Raw genomic sequence first — 20,327 nt, 5'->3', positions numbered from 1 at the left:
TAATCCCTATACCTTAAAGATATAATGTAGGTATCTTGAATAGCGGGGGATCGTATGAAAAATAAAGTACTTGTTGTCGATGATGAGCAATCGATTGTAACCTTACTTCAATATAATTTTGAACAGGCTGGATATGAAGTTATCACGGCAATGGATGGGCAAACAGGAAAAAAATTAGCTGAAACTGAGTCACCAGATATGATTGTGCTAGATCTGATGCTGCCAAATTTAGATGGGATGGAAGTTTGCAAACAGCTTCGCCAAAAGGGGATCATGACCCCGATATTAATGTTAACGGCAAAAGATGATGAATTCGACAAAATACTAGGCCTCGAGCTTGGCGCTGACGACTACATGGTTAAACCATTCAGTCCTAGAGAAGTGATTGCCCGTGTAAAGGCAATCTTAAGAAGAACCCAGGTTCAAACGGAGGCGGTTGAAGAGAACGATAATAATGAGGGGAACATTGAAATAGGGAATTTAACTATCTATCCTGAAAAATATGAAGCCTATTATAAAGCCGAGCAATTGGAGTTGACCTTAAAGGAATTTGAATTACTGCTTTATCTCGCCCAAAATAAAGGCCGGGTATTAACTAGAGATCAATTACTAAGTTCCGTTTGGAATTATGATTTTGCGGGCGATACTAGAATTGTTGATGTACATATCTCGCATTTACGGGAGAAAATTGAAGTAGATACGAAGAAGCCGGTCTATATTAAAACCATGCGCGGTCTCGGTTATAAAATGGAGGAGCCTAAAGGAGAATGACGAAATTCCGAACTAGACTTCTAATTACGCTAATTGCCTTAATTATTACTGTATTAGTTGGATTAGGAATATTGCTTGGCCAGATATTTAAAATTGATTTCTTAGACTCACTTAATGAAACTCTCCAATTGGAAATCTGGTGGAGCCTTTTGATTATTCTTGGGATTGCAGTGGTCGTCATTATTTTTCTGGGATTAAGAATTACCTCCAGGTATACAAAACCGATTAAAGCGGCAACAGAAGTCGCAATCGAATTAGCTAATGGAAATTACCGGGCCAGAACAAAAGTTGAGCGCTTGGACGATGCAGGAATGTTGGGTACATCTATCAATATGCTGGCTGAGAATCTTCAAGAACTGACAAAAGCGCATGAAATGCAGCAGGATCGTTTGACCGCTTTAATTGAAAATATGGGATCAGGGTTAGTCTTAATCGACAGCCGCGGGTACATAAATCTCATTAATAAAGGCTATAGTGATATTTTTCAAGTAAATACAACTGATTATTTATCAAAGCTTTATTATGAGGTAATTGATCAAGAAGAAATTTGCTATATCGTCGCTGAGGTGTTCCGGACAGAACAGATGGTAAGCAAGCAGTTACATATTCCATTAATCATCGAAAGAAAATATTTTGTTGTCTACGGTATTCCTATTATTGGAACGAACAATGTTTGGAAAGGTGTTTTGCTCGTTTTCCACGATATTACCGAACTAAAAAAGCTCGAGCAAATGCGCAAGGACTTTGTCGCCAATGTTTCACACGAACTTAAAACTCCAGTTACATCTATTAAAGGATTTACAGAGACTCTCTTGGATGGAGCGATGAACAATCAAGAAACGTTAGAAGCATTTCTGTCGATTATTTTAAAAGAAAGTGACAGGCTGCAATCGCTCATTCATGATTTATTAGAGCTTTCTAAGATTGAGCAGCAAGGCTTTGAATTAACACTCCAGCAAGTCGATTTGCATCCAATGCTCGAAGAAGTCATTGCCCTTCTGTCTGGAAAAGCAGAAGCGAAGAATGTTGCCCTTGAATTTTACAGCAAGCAGAAGCATGTACTCATTAACGGTGACTTTGATCGTTTAAAGCAGGTGTTTATCAATTTAATTGGTAATGCGATTACGTATACGCCATCTGGAGGAAATGTGAAAATCATCCTTCTTGACTATGAGCGAAATGTTCGGATTCATGTTAAAGATTCAGGTGTTGGAATTAAAAAGGAAGAAATTCCGCGCATCTTTGAACGATTTTACCGAGTAGACAGGGATAGAAGCCGTAATTCCGGAGGAACGGGACTTGGCTTAGCGATTGTTAAACATTTAGTAGAAGCACATCATGGAAAAATTAGTGTAAAAAGTGATGTCGGTGAAGGTAGTGAGTTTATTCTAGAACTCGACAAAAAGATTTTGGAAGGGTGAACTAGGTGGAAAAGAAAAAGCTTGTACTTATAGATGGAAATAGTATAGCCTACCGTGCTTTTTTTGCACTCCCCCTGCTTAATAACGATAAAGGAATTCATACAAACGCGGTATACGGTTTTACAATGATGCTGATGAAGATTTTGGAGGATGAAAGACCAACACACATGCTTGTCGCATTTGATGCTGGAAAAACTACCTTTCGTCATAAAACCTTTACAGAGTACAAAGGCGGAAGGCAGAAAACCCCGCCGGAATTATCAGAGCAATTTCCATTCATTCGTGAACTATTAGACGCCTACGGTATTTCGAGATATGAGCTTGAAAATTACGAGGCGGATGACATTATCGGGACCCTTTCTTTAACCGGGGAAAAAGATGGCTATGAAGTAAAAGTGATCTCCGGGGACAAGGACTTAACACAGCTATCCTCTCCAGCTATAACCGTGGGAATCACCCGAAAAGGGATTACTGATATTGAAGAATATACCCCGAAGCATATCGGAGAAAAATACGGCCTGACTCCCGAGCAAATTATCGATATGAAGGGCTTAATGGGCGATGCTTCCGATAACATCCCTGGTGTCCCAGGAGTCGGCGAAAAGACAGCTATAAAGCTGTTAAAAGAGTTTTCAACGCTGGAAAACTTGTTAAACTCGATTGAACAGGTATCGGGAAATAAACTGAAGGAAAAACTGGAGGAATTTAAAGACCAGGCAATCATGAGTAAAGAACTTGCGACAATCGAACGGCAAGCCCCTGTGGAAGTCGATATAGAAGCAATTGCCTATGAAGGGTTTACCCGGGAAAAACTAGTCGGTTTGTTTAAGGAATTAGGCTTTCAAACGTTATTAGACAAATTAGGCGATGATACAGCTGTAACAGAGGAGCCGGAGCTTGAAGAGGTTGACTATATTATCCCTACTGAAATAACAGAAGCGATGTTTGCCGATGACAATTATTTCTATGTGGAAATGCTTGATGATAATTATCATTATGCTGATATTATTGGTTTTTCTCTTGTGAATGAAAAAGGAAATTTCTACTTGCCAACGGATCTTGCGTTAAAATCAGAAGTTTTTAAAAAATGGGCAGAAGATGAAGGGATTAAGAAAACGGTTTATGATGCGAAGCGTTCGGAGGTTTCCTTAAGAAGGTATGACATCCATTTAAAAGGGGCAAATTTTGATATTTTGATGGCTTCCTATCTCATTAATCCTTCAGAAAATATTGAAGATCTAGCCGCTATCGCGAAAAGGTACGATCTCTTTAATATCCAGCCGGATGAATCGTTTTATGGGAAAGGTGCGAAACGAAGGGTTCCTGAAACTGCTCAGCTTGCTGCACATCTGATTCGTAAAGGACTTGCCATGTCCGATTTAAGAGAAAAACTCGAAGATGAATTAAGACGTAATGAGCAATATGAATTATTTACGGAACTTGAAATGCCTCTATCACTCATTTTAGCCGATATGGAATCATACGGAATCAGGGTTGAGCGAGAACGCCTTCAGTTGATGGGAAAAGAGCTAAATGAGCGATTAATTGAAATTGAAGAGAAAGTTTGTGAATTAGCGGGTGAGAAATTTAATATTAACTCACCTAAGCAGCTAGGGATTATCTTATTTGAAAAGCTCGGTCTGCATTCATTTAAGAAAACGAAAACAGGCCATTCAACTTCTGCAGATGTTTTAGAAAAATTAGCAGGCGATCACGAAATTATTGAACATATTCTACTATATCGGCAGCTCGGGAAGCTCCAATCTACTTATATTGAGGGCTTGCTAAAAGTAATTAATCCAAAAACGGAAAAAATCCATACACGATATCAACAGACATTAACTGCGACAGGCCGGCTGAGCTCGATAGACCCTAATTTGCAAAATATCCCGATTCGTCTTGAGGAGGGCCGAAAGATTCGTCAGGCTTTTGTTCCATCTGAAAAAGGCTGGGTCATTTTTGCCGCTGACTACTCGCAGATTGAACTTCGGGTACTGGCAGACATTGCTGGCGATGAAAAGCTAATTCAAGCCTTTAAGGATGATCTGGACATCCATACGAAGACAGCGATGGAAGTGTTCCATGTTGAAAAGGATGAAGTTACCTCAAACATGAGACGCCAGGCAAAGGCTGTTAACTTTGGTATTGTCTATGGAATTAGTGATTATGGTCTTTCCCAATCCTTGGGGATTACAAGGAAAGAAGCCGGTCAATTTATTGAGCGTTACCTTGATACCTATCCGGGTGTGAAGGAGTATATGGACGACATTATTCACTCAGCAAGACAAAAAGGGTATGTGACCACCCTGATGCAAAGAAGACGATACATTCCTGAAATTACTGCCCGTAATTTTAACATAAGAAGCTTTGCGGAAAGAACAGCAATGAACACCCCAATTCAAGGCAGTGCTGCCGACATTATTAAAAAAGCAATGATTGACATGGACGAAGCATTGAAGGATAAGGGCTTAAAAACTAGGCTGTTACTGCAAGTGCACGATGAATTAATTTTCGAAGCTCCCGAGGATGAAGTGGAGATACTTAAAAGCTTAGTTCCTTTAGTGATGGAGAATGCCCTTGAATTAAAGGTGCCATTGAAAGTGGACTATTCTTACGGTTCAACCTGGTTTGACGCAAAATAAATTTACAGCAAAGGGGGTCCTTCTATATGCCAGAACTGCCTGAGGTGGAAACCGTCCGGAAAACATTAATACAGTTAGTTGCCAATAAGACGATTGATAATATTTCCGTCTATTGGCCGAAAATCATCAAAAATCCGTTAGAGGTTGAGCAATTTATTGATGCCTTAAGAGGAGAGACGATTATAGATGTCGGCAGAAGAGGGAAATTTTTAATTTTTTATACGAATCATTACGCATTAGTGTCCCACCTGCGAATGGAAGGGAAATACGGACTTTACCCAAAGCGCGAGCCATTTGATAAACATACCCATGTCATTTTTCACTTTACAGATGATACTGACTTAAGGTATCGAGACGTTCGAAAATTTGGCACGATGCATTTATATAAAAAAGGCGAAGAATTTCTAAAACCTCCCTTGCTTGACCTTGGTCCGGAACCTTTTTCAGAAGAATTTACGGAAAAGTATTTGGCTGGGAGACTGAGAAAAACGAACCGGAAAATTAAACCGGCGCTTTTAGACCAGAAAGTTTTTGTTGGTCTTGGCAACATTTATGTCGATGAAGCGCTTTTCCGGGCAGGAATCCACCCGGAGCGGCTTGCTAGCACATTAAATGAAGCGGAAATTGCCACCCTGCACCGTGAAATTGTTGCTACCTTAACTGAGGCGGTTAAAAAAGGCGGCAGCACAATCCGCTCGTATGTTAATTCTCAAGGTGAAATCGGGATGTTTCAGCTTGAATTATATGCCTACGGGCGCAAGGGAGAAGAATGTAAACGTTGTGGAACTCCGCTTGAGAAAACGACTGTAGGGGGCAGAGGCACCCATTATTGCCCGACATGCCAGAAACTTTAACTCAGACTTTGAGAACTGTCCAGCTCCAGCGCCTAGGGTCTCGCAGGTCTACAGCCAATCCGTCAAGAAGGCTAAAAAGCAGCCTTCTCGCCGGCTCGTCTTATGCCTGTCGCCTGATCAAGGCGCTTTCGCTTTTCTGTTAACATCGGATGGGCTCCTGCCATATACTATCTTAGTGATTGTGGAGGAAGGAGTCCTATAAGCAATGGTTCAGTTGTTCTCACTTCTCATTTTAGCTTTTGCTCTCAGCCTTGACAGCTTTAGCGTAGGGTTTACGTATGGTTTGAGGCAAATGGTAATGCCGATTAAGTCAGTTCTCATTATTGCAACATGCTCGGCTGTTTCTTTAATGCTTGCCGTGTCAATCGGGCATGGCCTTGAAAAAATATTATCAGCGAGCATCACAGCAAGCCTGGGAGGAGTCATACTAATAGGTCTCGGTGCCTGGGTTTTGTTTCAATTTTTCCGGCCAGTGAAAGAAAAGGAAATTTTAAAACAAGAAAAAACCATTGTGAATTTTGAAATACGCTCCCTAGGATTAGCGATTAATATCCTGAAAAAACCTATGTCTGCTGATTTTGATCAATCAGGTACGATTACCGGAATTGAGGCGTTGATGCTTGGTTTTGCTCTATCACTAGATTCATTTGGTGCAGGAATTGGAGCAGCAATGCTTGGATACTCTCCGATTTATTTAGCGGCATCTGTTGCGATAATGAGCTCACTATTTGTACTTTTAGGCATCAAAAGCGGAACTTTTTTTCATAAATTTGAATGGATTCAAAAGTTCACATTCTTACCAGGGATCCTGCTAATTATTATTGGGGTATGGAAATTATAATTATGTCGAAAGGAATAGCATATGTCACTAGTCATTGGGTTAACAGGCGGAATTGCCAGTGGAAAAAGTACCGTATCAAAGATGTTTAAAGAAATGGATATTCCAGTAGTCGATGCCGATGTAGAAGCACGCCTGGCGGTGGAAAAAGGAGAACCTGCTTACAATAAAATCATTGCTGAATTTGGTGCGGAGATTTTAATGGAGAATGGGGAAATTGACCGCCCGAAGTTGGGCTCAATTATTTTTCATCATGGAGAGAAAAGACGCCTCTTAAACGAAATCGTCCATCCCGAAGTTAGAAGAAGGATGACGGAACAAATTGAAGTAGCCAAACAGAACGGCGAAAGCGTCATTGTTCTTGATATTCCTTTATTATTTGAAAGTAAATTAACCTATATGGTGGATAAAACGATTCTTGTTTACGTGGACAGCGAAACACAATTACAACGGTTAATCGACAGGAATCAACTGTCCAACGATGATGCCGAGGCAAGGGTCCGCTCGCAAATGCCTCTGGCTGATAAAGTAAAGCTAGCAGATGAGGTCATTGACAATAATGGAACACTAGAAGAAACAAAAAAACAGCTCACCGATTTATTAAATCGCTGGCGAATATATTCGAAATAAACGAGAGAGGGTGTTCAGCCATCTCTTTTTTTGTTATTTATTATCAGAATTATTGAACATTTAAAAAATCCGCCTTTTGTTCATCACAATTAAACCTAATTATGTTATACTAATACCATCAAAACAAGTCATAAGTATAACATAAATACGGAAGGGGCCGTCAAATGAAGGCGAGAATTGCAATTAATGGTTTCGGGAGAATTGGAAGGATGGTTTTTAGAAAAGCAATCCTGGAAAAAAAGCTGGAGATTGTGGCCATAAATGCGAGCTATCCGGCAGAAACATTAGCTCATTTACTTAAATATGATACAAACCATGGACCTTTTCAGGGAGATGTGATCCCTTTAGATAATGAGTTAATCGTGAATGGAAAAAGAATCAAGCTATTAAGTAATCGCAATCCCGAGGAGCTTCCATGGAGAACACTTGGGGTAGATATCGTGATTGAGGCTACTGGAAAGTTTAATGCCAGAGAAAAGGCCGCTCTTCACTTGGAAGCAGGAGCCAAGAAAGTAATTTTGACAGCTCCGGGGAAAAATGAGGATGTTACTATTGTGATGGGTGTTAATGATGAAATGCTTGATATTTCGGTGCATGATATTATTTCAAATGCCTCCTGTACGACAAACTGCCTTGCACCGGTAGCAAAGGTGTTAGATGAAAAATTTGGAATTGAAAGCGGCTTAATGACCACCATTCATGCCTACACAAATGACCAAAAAAATATCGATAATCCGCATAAAGATTTACGGAGGGCACGTGCATGTGGACAATCGATTATTCCAACGACAACGGGGGCTGCCAAAGCATTGTCACTTGTTCTACCACAGCTGAAGGGGAAATTGCACGGGATGTCACTGCGCGTTCCTACACCAAACGTATCGCTGGTGGATCTAGTTGTGGACTTAAATGAAAATGTGACGGTTGATGATATCAATAAGGCTTTCATTGAAGCGGCCAGCGGTTCATTAAAAGGAATATTAGACTTCACAATGGAACCATTAGTATCTGTTGATTTTAATACCAATGAACATTCTGCTATCATTGACGGACTTTCGACAATGGTGATGGGAACAAGGAAGGTAAAAGTGTTAGCGTGGTATGACAATGAGTGGGGGTATTCCTCGCGTGTAGTTGATCTAACTCTATATGTAGCAGAAAAACTGGCAAAAACGACGCAGGTGAAGGTCGGATAGTTCAATTAGGCAAAAGAATTGGTTGTGTTAAAGAACATTGTTGATTTTGAGCACAATGTTGATTGGAGTGGAAGGCGCGAGACTCCTGCGGGAGCAGCGGGACAGGTGAGACCCCGCAGGCGCTCACCGCCCGCCCCGCGGAAAGCGAAGCGCCTGGAACGGAAATCAACATGCACTTTTAACAAGCAAAAGAAATAAAAAAATGCTGTCTATCGACAGCATTTTTTTGTTCCATTTAGGACAATTATGCATAGAATAGTTTTGAAATTACTGTTTTTTTATTCATGCGCTTTTCGTGTATAAATTTTTTTTTGATAGGTTGCAAAATAAATATAAACAAAGTATACTAGTCATCGTGAACTTCTTGAAATTAGGTGCCGATTAGCTGCTTAAAGGGTTAGGACCTCTTTGGACTAACTTTCCCCCGTGGCCGCTCAAAGATACCGTCAATAACGGATTTCAAGAGGGATCTCAAAAAGGTTAGGGGGAATTAAATATGGAAACAATGGGACGTCATGTCATCGCTGAACTCTGGGGATGCGACTTTGAAAAATTGAATGATATTGATTTTATTGAAAGAACTTTTGTTGATGCGGCTCTTAAATCAGGTGCAGAAATTCGGGAGGTAGCTTTTCATAAATTTGCTCCGCAGGGTGTAAGTGGAGTGGTTATTATTTCTGAATCACACCTTACCATTCATAGCTTTCCGGAACATGGATATGCAAGCATTGATGTCTATACATGCGGCGATCTAAATCCGAATGTAGCGGCTGATTATATTGCTGAAGCTTTAAATGCCGAAACACGTGAAAATATTGAAATTCCACGCGGCATGGGTCCTGTAAATGTAAATCAGGCAAAGGCTCTGTAATTCTAATAAAAATTGTAGCTAAGAGGTGTATGTAATAGTACACCTCTTTTTATATTTCGCCGATAATGTTGTAAACTAAGAGAAAAGGAACGAATAATGGAGGGATAGTATGGTTAATTTATTTACTCGATTTAAGAAGCAAATTGAAACGTCTGACCGACAAACTGACGAATCTTTGAAAACGCATTATTATAAGGCAACCTTCAATCAGTTGTTTGCATCAGTTGAAAAGTTATTTCATGAGGATGCCGATTGCCGGGTGACGACCGTTTCGAAAGAGCATGGAGAAATTGCAGTCGAAGTCAGTAAACCGTTTTCCTGCTTCTTGATCGTGACAATAGTATCTGTAAAACCGCTGGAAACTGCAGTTGATTTTAATATATCATCTGAAAAATTTTCACTTCTCGGTGCTTATCCCGACTTAAAAAAGCGGATTATCTCCTATTACGAGCGGATTAATCGAGTGCATACATCCTTAGGAACAAGATAAAACGGATAACACTTTTACTTGTATAAGAATCCTCTTTTTCATAAAATAAAGGTAAGGATTTTGTTCGGGTTTGATTGTGTAGATTTGGAGCTGATTATTAATGAAATGCCCCTCATGTCAAAATTATGGTACACGCGTGCTTGATTCCCGGCCTGTTGACGAAGGACGTGCAACAAGGAGAAGGAGGGAATGCGAAGAATGCGGCTATCGCTTTACTACCTTTGAAAAAATTGAAGAGATTCCTTTAATCGTCGTAAAAAAGGAAGGGACAAGAGAAGAATTCAGCCGTGATAAAATACTAAGGGGGTTAATTAAGGCCTGTGAGAAACGGCCTGTTGCCCTAAAGGAATTAGAAGATATCACCCATGGTGTCGAAAAGGAGCTTCGCAGCCAGGGGATTTCCGAAATTAAAAGTGAAGCAGTTGGCGAAATGGTGATGGACAGGCTGGCACATGTAGATGAAGTCGCCTACGTAAGATTTGCTTCTGTCTACCGTCAATTTAAAGATATCAATGTGTTTATTGATGAATTAAAAGAATTAATCAAAAGAGAACAATCCTAAGGAGCTAAAGGGGGCTTTGGCTCTTTTTTATTAGAAAAGCGGAAGTGCCTTAGCGGTAAAGCTAGACAGTTATTAAAATTATTGGGGAAAGGTTGGGTGGATATGGCGCAGCATTGGCAGGAAATTCTTCCTATCGACCGTTATCTTGTAGCGGCTAATGGGCTCTTGCACGAGTATGACCGAAAAGTGCTGACGTTTCTATATCAGCCTTTGATCGGCTCAACTTGCTTTAGTTTGTATATGACTCTCTGGGCAGAACTGGAGGAAAATCGGCTTTGGTCGGAATCCTCCACCCACCATCTTTTGATGAATCTATTAGGAATGAATTTAAAGGATATTTACGAAGCGAGACTCAAGCTTGAGGGTATTGGGTTAATAAAAACATTTGTTAAAACGGATGAGAATGGGCGGTCGTTTATTTACGAGCTAAACCCTCCATTGAACCCAGAGCAATTCTTTTTAGATGGGATGCTAAATATATATCTCTATCGAAAGATAGGAAAAAATCATTTTGCTCGGTTAAAACGATTCTTTACCGACCAGCTCATACAAGAGGAAAAAGAATATCAGGATGTGACAAAAGCCTTTCAGGATGTGTTTGAATCGGCCACACCTGCTAGTCTTCAGTATCTCCAGGATATTTCAAAAGATATTGAAGCGGGTGAAAATCAGCAGTTTATCGGGCGAAACGAAGCAACCCCGATTCAAATTGATCATAGCACGTTCGATTTTGAATTATTAGAAGCAGGTCTGAATGAATCGCTTGTCCCGAAAAAGGCACTAACCACTAAGGTCAAGACTGTGATTAGCAATCTTGCATTTCTTTATAAAATTAATCCGATTGAAATGAAGAACTTCATTTTAGGCGCTGTTAATCCGAATGATGAGATTGATATTGAGGAATTAAGAAAAGGGGCTCGAGATTGGTATCAATTTGTCAATTATGACCAGCTGCCGAGTCTGATTAACCGAACCCAGCCGGCTGCCTTCCAAGTTCAATTATCTGAACCGAAGACCCAGGAAGAAATATTAATCCGTTATTACGAAACTACCTCCCCGCTAACCGTTTTTAAAGATCGCTCAGGTGGAGTAGAGCCTTCAGAGGCAAATTTGAAGCTTTTGGAAGAAGTAATGATTAAATATAAGCTTCCTCCTGGCGTGGTAAATGTTTTAATTGATGTTGTCCTGATAGAAACGAAAATGAAATTTTCAAAGAACTATGTCGATGCCGTTGCCAGTACTTGGGCGCGGCTGCAGGTAAAAACGGTGAAAAAAGCGATGGATCTCGCAAAAGATAATAAAAATGCACAAAATGAAAGAAAAAAGGCTGGAAAGAGTACTAACAAAAAGCCTATAAGGAAAGAGCTAATCCCTGAGTGGTTTGATGAAAGCTCTGAAGCAGCAGCAAAAGATGCTTCACAAGGAAATAAAACAGAAGATGAAGCGAAAAAGCGTGCCATAGAAGAAAAATTAAAGGCCTTCAGGAAGTAGAGGTGACAGATTGTGGAGAAAATAAACAAAACATTACAGCGGCTGGCCTCGAATGAAAATTTTCAAAAACGTTATCAGCAGCAGCGTCAACAAGTCCTTCAACATCCGGATATTAAAGCATTTTTAGCTAAGCATCAAGCCGAGATGACGCAAGAGATGATTGAAAAAAGCATGAGCAAACTATTTGAATACACAAATCAGAGCAAGGAATGCGATCACTGCGAAAGTCTTGAAAAATGTATTAACTTTATGAAGGGCTATCACCCTGAATTAGTGTTTGCCCGAAACTCAATTGATGTTATTTATAAACGTTGCCCAAGAAAAGTCATGGCCGATGAAAAGAAGAAAAATGAAAAGCTAATTAAAAGCCTTTATGTACCAAGAGATATTTTGGAAGCGACCTTCGAGGACTTTGAAGGGGATTCAGGAAGGCTCGATGCCGGTGATAAGGCCGCAACCTTCTTAATGAATTATGAAGCCGGTAAAAAAGCAAAAGGCCTATACCTCTACGGAAAATTCGGAGTGGGGAAATCCTATTTGCTAGGGGCGATTGCTAATGAACTAGCGAAAAAACAAATAGCCTCGATGATTGTGTATGTCCCGGAACTGCTGAGGGAAATGAAGAGTTCAATTGCTGATTCCACTTTAAACGAAAAAATTGAAGCACTGAAAAAGGAATCAATCCTCATGTTAGATGATATTGGTGCTGAAGCCATGTCAAGCTGGACAAGGGACGAGGTACTGGGACCAATCCTCCAGTTCCGGATGCTTGAGAGCCTGCCAACATTCTTCACCTCTAATTTTGACTTCCAAGGGCTGGAGCATCATTTGACCTACAGCCAGCGGGGGGAAGAAGAGAAAATGAAAGCAAGACGAATTATGGAGCGAATTCGAACCTTGAGCGAGCCGGTGCAGGTCGATGGGCCGAATCGCAGATAAGTTAAAAATAATAGCCAGGAACACTGAAGAATATCAGTGTTTCTTTTTTTTCTTTAATTTATTTACAGTAAATATTGAAATGCTGCTGTCTGCCAACTTCTATTTTGGCCAAGTCCCCCATATATATTAAAACAGAGATTGGCTGAAAAGGGGGGTTTTGGTTGGCAGAAATCATCTTCCGAAGCAAGCAGGAGGCACGAAGGTTCTATAACCACTTGCTGAAGTATTTACCGCTAAATCCGGATAATCAAAATATTCTTCTTTTAGAAGATCGACATATAGTAAAAATTTTAGATGGCGGCATTTCCATTGATATGTTTGATTGGATTAAAACTGCATTTTATGATTTTATTACCAATGTCAAACGCGATGACTGGTTTAGAGAGATATTAAAAGAACAATTTTACTATGAGGATTTAGAAGAGCAGCAGCAAATAATCGAGATTATTTACTCTGTATTTGATGGTCAAAGACAGGACCTCGCTGTTTTTATAAAGGAAACAAGTTTCGAGCCGGATTATATTATGGCAGCAATCGATCATATTTTTCACGATGATATCTCATTTTCGTTTGAATCTTTCCTGAAATTCCGCCTGCGTCCCTATCTGCAGAATTTAGAAAGCTATGTAGAGATTGCGATTGATGAATATAAAATGGAACAGGAATATCAAATGTTTGTGCAAATGCTGCGGGAGTTTTTGGCAAGCCGGGAGCCGAAAATGGCAATTCTTCATTTATTATTTGATGAGGAAATTACTTTTTATAATGAACTTTTTGTCGAGATAAAAAGAGGGGAATTAACAAGAATGATTGATCGAAAATTATTAGTTAATCATCCTGTATATGTTGATTCTGTATCAATTGCACCGCTGTTATCGCTGGCACCGACATCTATTTTTATTTACACGAAAGACCCTGACGAACCGCTGGTTAGAACAATCAAAAATATCTTTGAAGAAAGAGTGACCATCAAAACGTTTGCAGCCCTCCGTGAGCAAAGGAAATGGGCATCTGAAAAAAATTCTTCAGAAAATCAGGCATAAAGAATAAAATTATGACAATATTTAGTTTTATGTACCTTGCTTTTTAAATTCGAAGTCATTATAATAACATACATAATAAATATTACAGCAACAGTAATGATAAGGATAACAGTATTTTTTTACGGTTTAATAGAGAGGGAGTCCGCGGCTGAAAGTCTCCTAACACGAAAAATATACTTACCACCTTTGAACTTCAGCAGTGAACACTTCAGCTTTTTGTGAGGCAAGTAATTGTTGACGGCTACAGCCGTTACCTGACCAAAGTCTTTTTCAATTACGTATTTTATTGAAAATGAAAAATTGGGTGGAACCACGTGTTATTCAAAACTCGTCCCTATTCCTGGGACGGGTTTTTTTATTTTTATTAGAAAAGCGACCTTAAATGGCGCTCAAATTTAAGGAGGAGTTGTTATGTCAGACGTTGTTAAGTTTTCGTTTCCAGATGGGGCAGTAAAGGAGTTCCCGCATGGAACCACAACAGAAGATATCGCCGCTTCCATAAGCCCCGGCCTTAAGAAAAAGGCGATTGCCGGCAAATGGAACGGTCAATTGGTCGACCTTCGCCGTCCAATCTTTGAGGATGGTTCGATAGAAATCGTTGTTCCTGATTCCAGTGATGCTTTAGAAGTGTTGCGTCACAGCACGGCGCATTTAATGGCCCAAGCAGTTAATAGGCTTTATCCTAACGTCAATCTTGGCGTCGGGCCGGTCATTGAAGGCGGCTTCTATTATGACATGGATCTTGAGGAATCATTAACACCTGAAGATCTGCCGAAAATCGAAAAAGAAATGGCGAAAATCGTCAACGAAAACCTTGAGATTATTCGCAAAGAAGTAAGCAGGGATGAGGCTGTTCAGCTTTTTAAAGAAATGGATGATCCTTATAAGCTTGAACTCATTGAAGCGATACCCGAGGGGGAGACGGTCACACTTTATCAACAAGGTGAATTTGTGGACCTTTGCCGAGGTGTACATGTCCCATCAACGGGGAAAATTAAAGAATTTAAATTATTGAGCATTGCTGGTGCCTACTGGCGTGGTGACAGCGATAATAAAATGCTGCAGCGCGTATACGGTACTGCCTTTTTCAAAAAAGAAGATTTAGCGGAACACCTTCGTCTGCTTGAAGAAGCAAAAGAGCGTGATCACCGTAAAATTGGGAAAGAATTGAGCCTGTTCACTAATTCCCAATTAGTTGGTCAAGGATTACCGTTATGGCTTCCTAAAGGGGCAACAATCCGCCGCATCGTCGAGCGCTATATTGTTGATAAGGAAGTCCGACTAGGGTATGACCATGTTTATACTCCTGTGATGGGCAGTGTTGATCTTTATAAAACTTCAGGTCACTGGGCCCATTATCAAGAAGATATGTTCCCGGTTATGGACATGGATAACGAGCAATTAGTCCTTCGTCCAATGAACTGTCCGCACCATATGATGGTCTACAAAAATGCAATTCACAGCTACCGTGAACTGCCGATTCGAATCGCTGAACTTGGAACCATGCATCGCTATGAAATGTCCGGCGCCTTATCAGGACTGCAGCGTGTACGGGGAATGACGTTAAATGATGCCCATATCTTCGTCCGTCCTGACCAAATTAAAGATGAATTTAAGCGGGTAGTTAACCTTGTTTTAGCTGTATATAAAGACTTTAATTTAAATGATTATTCCTTCCGTCTATCCTACCGTGATCCTCAAGACACTGAAAAGTATTTTGACGATGATGCAATGTGGGAAAAAGCGCAGGGCATGCTTAAGGAAGCAATGGATGACTTGGGTCTTGACTATTTTGAAGCGGAAGGCGAAGCGGCTTTCTATGGTCCTAAACTAGACGTTCAAGTAAAGACTGCTTTAGGTAAGGAAGAAACACTTTCTACTGTTCAATTAGACTTCTTGTTGCCTGAGCGTTTTGACTTAACTTATGTTGGAGAAGATGGCAAACAGCATCGTCCTGTTGTTATCCACCGCGGTGTCGTATCAACAATGGAACGATTTGTAGCCTTCTTAATCGAAGAATACAAGGGAGCATTCCCAACATGGCTCGCTCCGGTGCAGGTTCAAGTTATTCCAGTATCGCCGGGTGCGCATTATGATTATGCAAAACAAGTTCAAGAACAGCTGCAAAACGAAGGTTTCCGTGTTGAGCTGGATGGCCGTGATGAAAAAGTAGGCTATAAAATCCGTGAAGCACAAATGCAAAAAATACCATACATGCTTGTCGTCGGCGACAAAGAAGTAGAAAACCAGGCCGTAAATATCCGCAAATATGGTGAGCAAAACTCTGAGACAAAGCCATTTGCTGAATTTTTAGCCGCAATAATGGCTGAAGTGAAAAAAGGATAGTAAAATATAGAAAACTCCTCGATTGGCGAAGACAGAGACGTAGTTGCACTTATGCCTGAAAGGAAAGTTTTACTTTCCTTTCGGCCAAAGAAAGAGGGCCTCCTCTTTTTTTGTTTTAAAAAAACAGTTGAAAATTCTTTAGATTCTTGTTAAACTAAATTTCGTTGTCATTTGTTAATAGTTTATTTGACATTACATCTTTGCTTATGTTATAGTTACTAAGGTGAAAATTGAATACTGTTTTGGGAAAAGAAGAAGCACCCGCTTCTCACCTGATTAACGCATATGAGCAGTTGGCAGGTTTTACTTGAACTTTTTGTTTCTTACTTATGTTCTGTAAAGTGTGGGTGTATTCATCCGCACTTTTTTATTTGTGTACTTAAGCAAAAACACTGATAAAAAGTTTTTCATACCTGTCGATTCGGTCATGATGTTTACTCAGATGTTTCTTGACCTAGACGAAAGTATTCGTGATAAAACCTTGGAGGTGGCTAATTATTAGCAAAGACATGTTGTTAAATGAGGGTATTCGCGCTCGTGAAGTTCGTCTGATTGATCAAAACGGCGAACAATTAGGGATTAAAACCAAATTCGAAGCGTTGGAGATTGCCGGACGAGTGAATCTTGATTTGGTACTTGTAGCGCCAAACGCAAAGCCTCCGGTAGCCCGGATTATGGACTATGGCAAATTTAAATTCGAGCAGCAAAAGAAAGAAAAAGAAGCTCGTAAGAATCAAAAGATCATCACTACAAAAGAAGTTCGTCTGAGCCCGACAATTGATGAGCATGACTTTAATACAAAGCTTCGCAATGCAATTAAGTTCTTGGAAAAAGGCGACAAGGTAAAAGCTTCAATCCGCTTCAAAGGCCGGGCGATTACCCATAAAGAAATTGGTCAACGTGTGTTAGACCGTTTCTCCACAGCTTGCAAGGAAGTTGCGACCATCGAGTCACATCCGAAAATGGATGGACGAAGCATGTTCCTTGTCCTAGCACCTAAAATCGAAAAGTAATAAGGAGGATATCCCAATGCCAAAAATGAAAACTCACCGCGGCGCTGCAAAGCGTGTCAAGAGAACTGGTTCTGGTCAGTTAAAACGTGACCATGCTTATACAAGCCACTTATTCGCAAACAAATCTACAAAAGCAAAACGTAAACTTCGTAAAGCATCTCTTATTTCTAAAGGAGATTTCAAACGCGTTCGTCAAATGTTAACTTACGTTAAGTAATCAAGAAGTGATCGATTTCAATATTGGAGGGAAATTACATGCCACGTGTAAAAGGCGGTACAGTTACGCGCAAGCGTCGTAAAAAAGTTTTAAAATTAGCAAAAGGTTATTATGGTTCAAAACATACATTATATAAAGTTGCTAACCAGCAGGTTATGAAATCATTAATGTATGCTTTCCGCGACCGTCGCCAGAAAAAACGCGACTTCCGCAAACTTTGGATTACTCGTATCAACGCAGCAGCTCGTATGAACGGTCTTTCTTACAGCCGTTTAATGCACGGCTTAAAGCTTGCTGGTATCGAAGTAAACCGCAAGATGCTTGCTGAATTAGCAGTAAGCGATGCAAACGCATTTGCTGAATTAGCGAACGCTGCAAAGCAACAAAACAACAAGTAATTATATAGTAAAGCCATTCTCTTATGATGAGGATGGCTTTTTCTCATAAAGGGGCGGTAGGATATGAAAGTAATGTTGGCTGTCATTTTTATCATGAATATTGTTGGACTTTGGATTATGGGAGAGGATAAAAAGCGGGCGAAAAAGCACGAGTACAGAATTCGCGAGCGGACCTTGTGGCTTGTGGCGCTATTTGGAGGAGCTGTTGGAGCAACGGCCGGAATGCAGCTTTATCGTCATAAAACAAAGCATTTATCGTTTAAAATTGGCTTCCCCGTTCTTGCAGTTATTGAACTTATTCTTTTCGTTAAATGGCTAATATAAAAAGCCGCGATGCAGGCGGCTATTGCTGTAAAAATTCCTTCACAGGGCTTTTCCAATTGATTTCGGCATTTGGATAGTTCTCAAGTATTTTTTTATCAATATAAAAAAAGTCATCCTTTACAAGCCCTTTAAGAGAGATCGTACTCTCAGGCCAAATCGAGATCGAGACAACGTCAAAGGTGTTATCTGCAGTTCCCATGTATTTTTCACCGGCAAACACCGCACCTTTATAGGTGAGCATAAAGTTTTTTCTAACATCGTCATTATCGATTAATAAAAATCGGTTATGTTTACGGGCAGATTCAAGTTTTCTGCTCGATGTAAAAAGAATTTTTACGACAGCATAAAATAAGAAAAAAATGAAAAACAACAATACGAAGCGCAGTAACCAAATCATGGCCAAGCCTCCTACACCTATTTTTCTTTTAATACGAACCATGATGAAAAAAGTTTCAATAATTTTTCTTTAAGGAGTAATGATTGATATGCAATTTGAAAAACTATTCGAAATGCAAAAGGCGTTGGATCGCCATATTGAAGAAAAGCATGGTCTGCTGAACGAAGATTTATTTAACAGAAAGGTGGTTGCATTGCTTGTAGAAATAGGTGAATTAGCTAATGAAACCCGCTGTTTTAAATTTTGGAGTGTGAAGCCATCTTCTGCTAAAGATGTGATTCTCGAAGAGTTTGTGGATGGAATCCATTTTATTTTGTCACTAGGGATTGAATGTGGATTCGATGCAGAACAGATGGAATTGAAGATGCATGGGTTGTCCTTAGATGCTACCGATCAGTTCCTTCGTGTTTATGAACTGGTAAATATTTTTCAGCAAGCGAAAAATTTATCGAGTTACATAGACTTGTTTGCCGCCTATTTAGTATTAGCGGAACAGCTGGGATTTACGGAGGGAGAAATAGAACAGGCATATTTCCGGAAAAACGAAGTAAATTATCAAAGACAGCAGAATAACTATTAGCAGAAAATTTGTAAATTTGCAGTTTTTTTCTGTATAATGAATGTCGTACAAATACATAAATCAGGGGGCTATTGGATGGCAAATTTAGATGAAACATTAACGATGTTAAAAGACTTAACTGATGCCAAAGGAATTCCCGGCAATGAGCGTGAAGTCCGCGAAGTAATGAAGAAATACATAGAGCCATTTGCAGATGAAATTACTACTGATGGACTTGGCAGTTTAATTGCCAAAAAGGTAGGAAAAGAGGGCGGCCCGAAAATCATGGTAGCCGGCCACTTAGACGAAGTCGGCTTCATGATCACCCAAATTGATGACAAAGGCTTCCTTCGTTTTCAACCGGTTGGCGGCTGGTGGGGCCAGGTTATGCTCGCACAGCGCGTGACGATCGTGACGAAAAAGGGCGATGTAACCGGTATTATCGGTTCTAAGCCTCCGCATATACTGTCGGCGGAAGCCCGCAAGAAGCCAGTCGAAATTAAAGATATGTTTATTGATATCGGGGCATCAAGCCGTGAAGAAGCTGCGGAGTGGGGCGTCCGTCCTGGCGATATGGTTGTACCATATTTTGAATTTACGGTCATGAACAATGAAAAAATGCTGTTAGCCAAAGCCTGGGATAACCGGATTGGCTGTGCCATCGCAATTGATGTATTGAAGCAATTAAAGGGTGTTGAGCATCCTAACGTTGTTTATGGTGTTGGGGCGGTTCAAGAAGAGGTTGGCCTCCGTGGTGCTAAAACGGCAACCTATAAAATCCAGCCGGATATCGGCTTTGCGGTCGATGTCGGTATTGCCGGCGATACACCAGGAATTTCTGAAAAAGAAGCAATGAGTAAAATGGGCAAAGGACCGCAAGTAGTGGTCTATGATGCGTCTATGGTAGCCCATAAAGGCTTGCGTGATTTAGTTACCGATACAGCCGATGAATTGAACATCCCGTATCAATTCGAGTCTATTCCCGGAGGCGGTACGGATGCTGGTTCCATCCATTTGACGCATAATGGAGTTCCAGCGCTTGCGATTACAATTGCGACTCGCTACATCCATTCACATGCTGCCATGCTCCACCGCGACGATTTCGAAAACGCTGTTAAGTTAATTGTCGAAGTCATTAAGCGCCTAGACCGTGAGACGGTTGATAAGATTACGTTTGAATAATAGGTTTGGAATCCCCGGCTGTAATTTCTGACCGGGGATTTTTTATATAAAGGCTGTGTTAAAAGTGAATGTTGATTTCCGTTCCAGGCGCTTCGCTTTCCGCGGGGCGGGCGGTGAGCCTCCTCGGCGCTAAAGCGCCTGCG

The 20,327-nt window shown here is 40.4% G+C and carries 21 protein-coding genes and 2 other annotated features; of the genes, 20 read left to right on the top strand and 1 reads right to left on the bottom strand.

Features of this window, described 5'->3' with window-relative positions:
- Positions 1–54: 54 nt before the first annotated feature.
- From ACFVSW_RS25885 to ACFVSW_RS25800, 18 genes are all read left to right on the top strand, one after another.
- Positions 55–771 (top strand): response regulator, encoded by a 717-nt coding sequence (locus tag ACFVSW_RS25885; protein ID WP_387319499.1) that lies wholly within the window; start codon positions 55–57, stop codon positions 769–771.
- Positions 768–2,192 carry a two-component system histidine kinase PnpS gene (gene pnpS / locus ACFVSW_RS25880; protein WP_387319498.1) on the top strand — a complete coding sequence of 475 codons (1,425 nt, stop codon included), beginning with the start codon at positions 768–770 and terminating at the stop codon, positions 2,190–2,192. The genes ACFVSW_RS25885 and pnpS overlap by 4 nt, the downstream gene beginning before the upstream one ends.
- A gap of 5 nt (positions 2,193–2,197) precedes the next feature.
- Complete coding sequence (polA, locus tag ACFVSW_RS25875) at positions 2,198–4,834, top strand: DNA polymerase I (protein ID WP_387319497.1); 2,637 nt, start codon at positions 2,198–2,200, stop codon at positions 4,832–4,834.
- Between the two features lie 26 nt (positions 4,835–4,860).
- Positions 4,861–5,688 (top strand): DNA-formamidopyrimidine glycosylase, encoded by an 828-nt coding sequence (gene mutM / locus ACFVSW_RS25870; RefSeq protein WP_387319496.1) that lies wholly within the window; start codon positions 4,861–4,863, stop codon positions 5,686–5,688.
- Between the two features lie 205 nt (positions 5,689–5,893).
- A complete protein-coding gene (gene ytaF, locus ACFVSW_RS25865; protein ID WP_387319494.1) occupies positions 5,894–6,529 on the top strand; it encodes a sporulation membrane protein YtaF in 636 nt (211 codons plus the stop codon).
- A gap of 21 nt (positions 6,530–6,550) precedes the next feature.
- Entirely contained in the window at positions 6,551–7,156 is a 606-nt protein-coding gene (coaE, locus tag ACFVSW_RS25860; RefSeq protein WP_387319492.1) for a dephospho-CoA kinase, read from the top strand.
- A 164-nt stretch (positions 7,157–7,320) separates the two neighbouring features.
- Complete coding sequence (locus ACFVSW_RS25855; protein ID WP_387319491.1) at positions 7,321–8,352, top strand: glyceraldehyde-3-phosphate dehydrogenase; 1,032 nt, start codon at positions 7,321–7,323, stop codon at positions 8,350–8,352.
- A gap of 496 nt (positions 8,353–8,848) precedes the next feature.
- Positions 8,849–9,223 (top strand): adenosylmethionine decarboxylase, encoded by a 375-nt coding sequence (gene speD, locus ACFVSW_RS25850; RefSeq protein WP_387319490.1) that lies wholly within the window; start codon positions 8,849–8,851, stop codon positions 9,221–9,223.
- A 109-nt stretch (positions 9,224–9,332) separates the two neighbouring features.
- A complete protein-coding gene (locus ACFVSW_RS25845) occupies positions 9,333–9,713 on the top strand; it encodes a hypothetical protein (protein WP_387319489.1) in 381 nt (126 codons plus the stop codon).
- A 100-nt stretch (positions 9,714–9,813) separates the two neighbouring features.
- On the top strand, positions 9,814–10,275 hold the full coding sequence (nrdR, locus tag ACFVSW_RS25840) for a transcriptional regulator NrdR (protein WP_387319488.1): 462 nt from the start codon (positions 9,814–9,816) through the stop codon (positions 10,273–10,275).
- A gap of 102 nt (positions 10,276–10,377) precedes the next feature.
- Entirely contained in the window at positions 10,378–11,766 is a 1,389-nt protein-coding gene (locus tag ACFVSW_RS25835; protein WP_387319487.1) for a replication initiation and membrane attachment family protein, read from the top strand.
- Between the two features lie 12 nt (positions 11,767–11,778).
- A complete protein-coding gene (gene dnaI, locus ACFVSW_RS25830) occupies positions 11,779–12,705 on the top strand; it encodes a primosomal protein DnaI (RefSeq protein ID WP_387319486.1) in 927 nt (308 codons plus the stop codon).
- A 161-nt stretch (positions 12,706–12,866) separates the two neighbouring features.
- Positions 12,867–13,748, top strand: coding sequence for a putative sporulation protein YtxC (gene ytxC, locus ACFVSW_RS25825; protein WP_387319485.1), 882 nt, complete (start codon positions 12,867–12,869; stop codon positions 13,746–13,748).
- Between the two features lie 87 nt (positions 13,749–13,835).
- Positions 13,836–14,087 (top strand) — a binding site (T-box leader).
- Between the two features lie 72 nt (positions 14,088–14,159).
- Positions 14,160–16,094 (top strand): threonine--tRNA ligase, encoded by a 1,935-nt coding sequence (gene thrS / locus ACFVSW_RS25820; RefSeq protein WP_387319484.1) that lies wholly within the window; start codon positions 14,160–14,162, stop codon positions 16,092–16,094.
- A gap of 243 nt (positions 16,095–16,337) precedes the next feature.
- Positions 16,338–16,469 (top strand) — a sequence feature (ribosomal protein L20 leader region).
- Between the two features lie 134 nt (positions 16,470–16,603).
- Positions 16,604–17,107 (top strand): translation initiation factor IF-3, encoded by a 504-nt coding sequence (gene infC / locus ACFVSW_RS25815; RefSeq protein WP_387319519.1) that lies wholly within the window; start codon positions 16,604–16,606, stop codon positions 17,105–17,107.
- A gap of 16 nt (positions 17,108–17,123) precedes the next feature.
- Positions 17,124–17,324, top strand: coding sequence for a 50S ribosomal protein L35 (rpmI, locus tag ACFVSW_RS25810; RefSeq protein ID WP_024028564.1), 201 nt, complete (start codon positions 17,124–17,126; stop codon positions 17,322–17,324).
- Between the two features lie 38 nt (positions 17,325–17,362).
- Positions 17,363–17,722 (top strand): 50S ribosomal protein L20, encoded by a 360-nt coding sequence (gene rplT / locus ACFVSW_RS25805; RefSeq protein WP_387319483.1) that lies wholly within the window; start codon positions 17,363–17,365, stop codon positions 17,720–17,722.
- A 63-nt stretch (positions 17,723–17,785) separates the two neighbouring features.
- Entirely contained in the window at positions 17,786–18,046 is a 261-nt protein-coding gene (locus ACFVSW_RS25800; protein WP_387319482.1) for a DUF1294 domain-containing protein, read from the top strand.
- 19 nt (positions 18,047–18,065) lie between these two features.
- Here the strand turns inward: ACFVSW_RS25800 and ACFVSW_RS25795 are convergent, their stop codons facing one another.
- A complete protein-coding gene (locus tag ACFVSW_RS25795; RefSeq protein WP_387319481.1) occupies positions 18,066–18,443 on the bottom strand; it encodes a sigma-w pathway protein ysdB in 378 nt (125 codons plus the stop codon).
- Between the two features lie 88 nt (positions 18,444–18,531).
- Between ACFVSW_RS25795 and ACFVSW_RS25790 the strand changes: the two genes are divergently transcribed.
- A complete protein-coding gene (locus ACFVSW_RS25790; protein WP_387319480.1) occupies positions 18,532–19,023 on the top strand; it encodes a dUTP diphosphatase in 492 nt (163 codons plus the stop codon).
- 75 nt (positions 19,024–19,098) lie between these two features.
- Positions 19,099–20,184 (top strand): M42 family metallopeptidase, encoded by a 1,086-nt coding sequence (locus tag ACFVSW_RS25785; protein WP_387319479.1) that lies wholly within the window; start codon positions 19,099–19,101, stop codon positions 20,182–20,184.
- Positions 20,185–20,327 lie beyond the last annotated feature (143 nt).

This window comes from Neobacillus sp. NPDC058068 (genome assembly GCF_042885335.1).
Classification (GTDB): domain Bacteria; phylum Bacillota; class Bacilli; order Bacillales; family Cytobacillaceae; genus Neobacillus.
This window is presented reverse-complemented; position numbering and strand designations above follow the sequence as displayed.

Bases quoted from the DNA above. Each gene is read 5' to 3' on its own strand.
- ACFVSW_RS25845 (WP_387319489.1), top strand. From the start codon at position 9,333: ATGGTTAATTTATTTACTCGATTTAAGAAGCAAATTGAAACGTCTGAC.
- mutM (WP_387319496.1), top strand. From the start codon at position 4,861: ATGCCAGAACTGCCTGAGGTGGAAACCGTCCGGAAAACATTAATACAG.
- rpmI (WP_024028564.1), top strand. From the start codon at position 17,124: ATGCCAAAAATGAAAACTCACCGCGGCGCTGCAAAGCGTGTCAAGAGA.
- pnpS (WP_387319498.1), top strand. From the start codon at position 768: ATGACGAAATTCCGAACTAGACTTCTAATTACGCTAATTGCCTTAATT.
- ACFVSW_RS25790 (WP_387319480.1), top strand. From the start codon at position 18,532: ATGCAATTTGAAAAACTATTCGAAATGCAAAAGGCGTTGGATCGCCAT.
- ACFVSW_RS25855 (WP_387319491.1), top strand. From the start codon at position 7,321: ATGAAGGCGAGAATTGCAATTAATGGTTTCGGGAGAATTGGAAGGATG.
- ACFVSW_RS25800 (WP_387319482.1), top strand. From the start codon at position 17,786: ATGAAAGTAATGTTGGCTGTCATTTTTATCATGAATATTGTTGGACTT.
- infC (WP_387319519.1), top strand. From the start codon at position 16,604: ATGTTGTTAAATGAGGGTATTCGCGCTCGTGAAGTTCGTCTGATTGAT.
- nrdR (WP_387319488.1), top strand. From the start codon at position 9,814: ATGAAATGCCCCTCATGTCAAAATTATGGTACACGCGTGCTTGATTCC.
- rplT (WP_387319483.1), top strand. From the start codon at position 17,363: ATGCCACGTGTAAAAGGCGGTACAGTTACGCGCAAGCGTCGTAAAAAA.
- ACFVSW_RS25785 (WP_387319479.1), top strand. From the start codon at position 19,099: ATGGCAAATTTAGATGAAACATTAACGATGTTAAAAGACTTAACTGAT.
- ACFVSW_RS25835 (WP_387319487.1), top strand. From the start codon at position 10,378: ATGGCGCAGCATTGGCAGGAAATTCTTCCTATCGACCGTTATCTTGTA.
- thrS (WP_387319484.1), top strand. From the start codon at position 14,160: ATGTCAGACGTTGTTAAGTTTTCGTTTCCAGATGGGGCAGTAAAGGAG.
- ACFVSW_RS25795 (WP_387319481.1), bottom strand. From the start codon at position 18,443: ATGATTTGGTTACTGCGCTTCGTATTGTTGTTTTTCATTTTTTTCTTA.
- coaE (WP_387319492.1), top strand. From the start codon at position 6,551: ATGTCACTAGTCATTGGGTTAACAGGCGGAATTGCCAGTGGAAAAAGT.
- ytaF (WP_387319494.1), top strand. From the start codon at position 5,894: ATGGTTCAGTTGTTCTCACTTCTCATTTTAGCTTTTGCTCTCAGCCTT.
- ACFVSW_RS25885 (WP_387319499.1), top strand. From the start codon at position 55: ATGAAAAATAAAGTACTTGTTGTCGATGATGAGCAATCGATTGTAACC.
- speD (WP_387319490.1), top strand. From the start codon at position 8,849: ATGGAAACAATGGGACGTCATGTCATCGCTGAACTCTGGGGATGCGAC.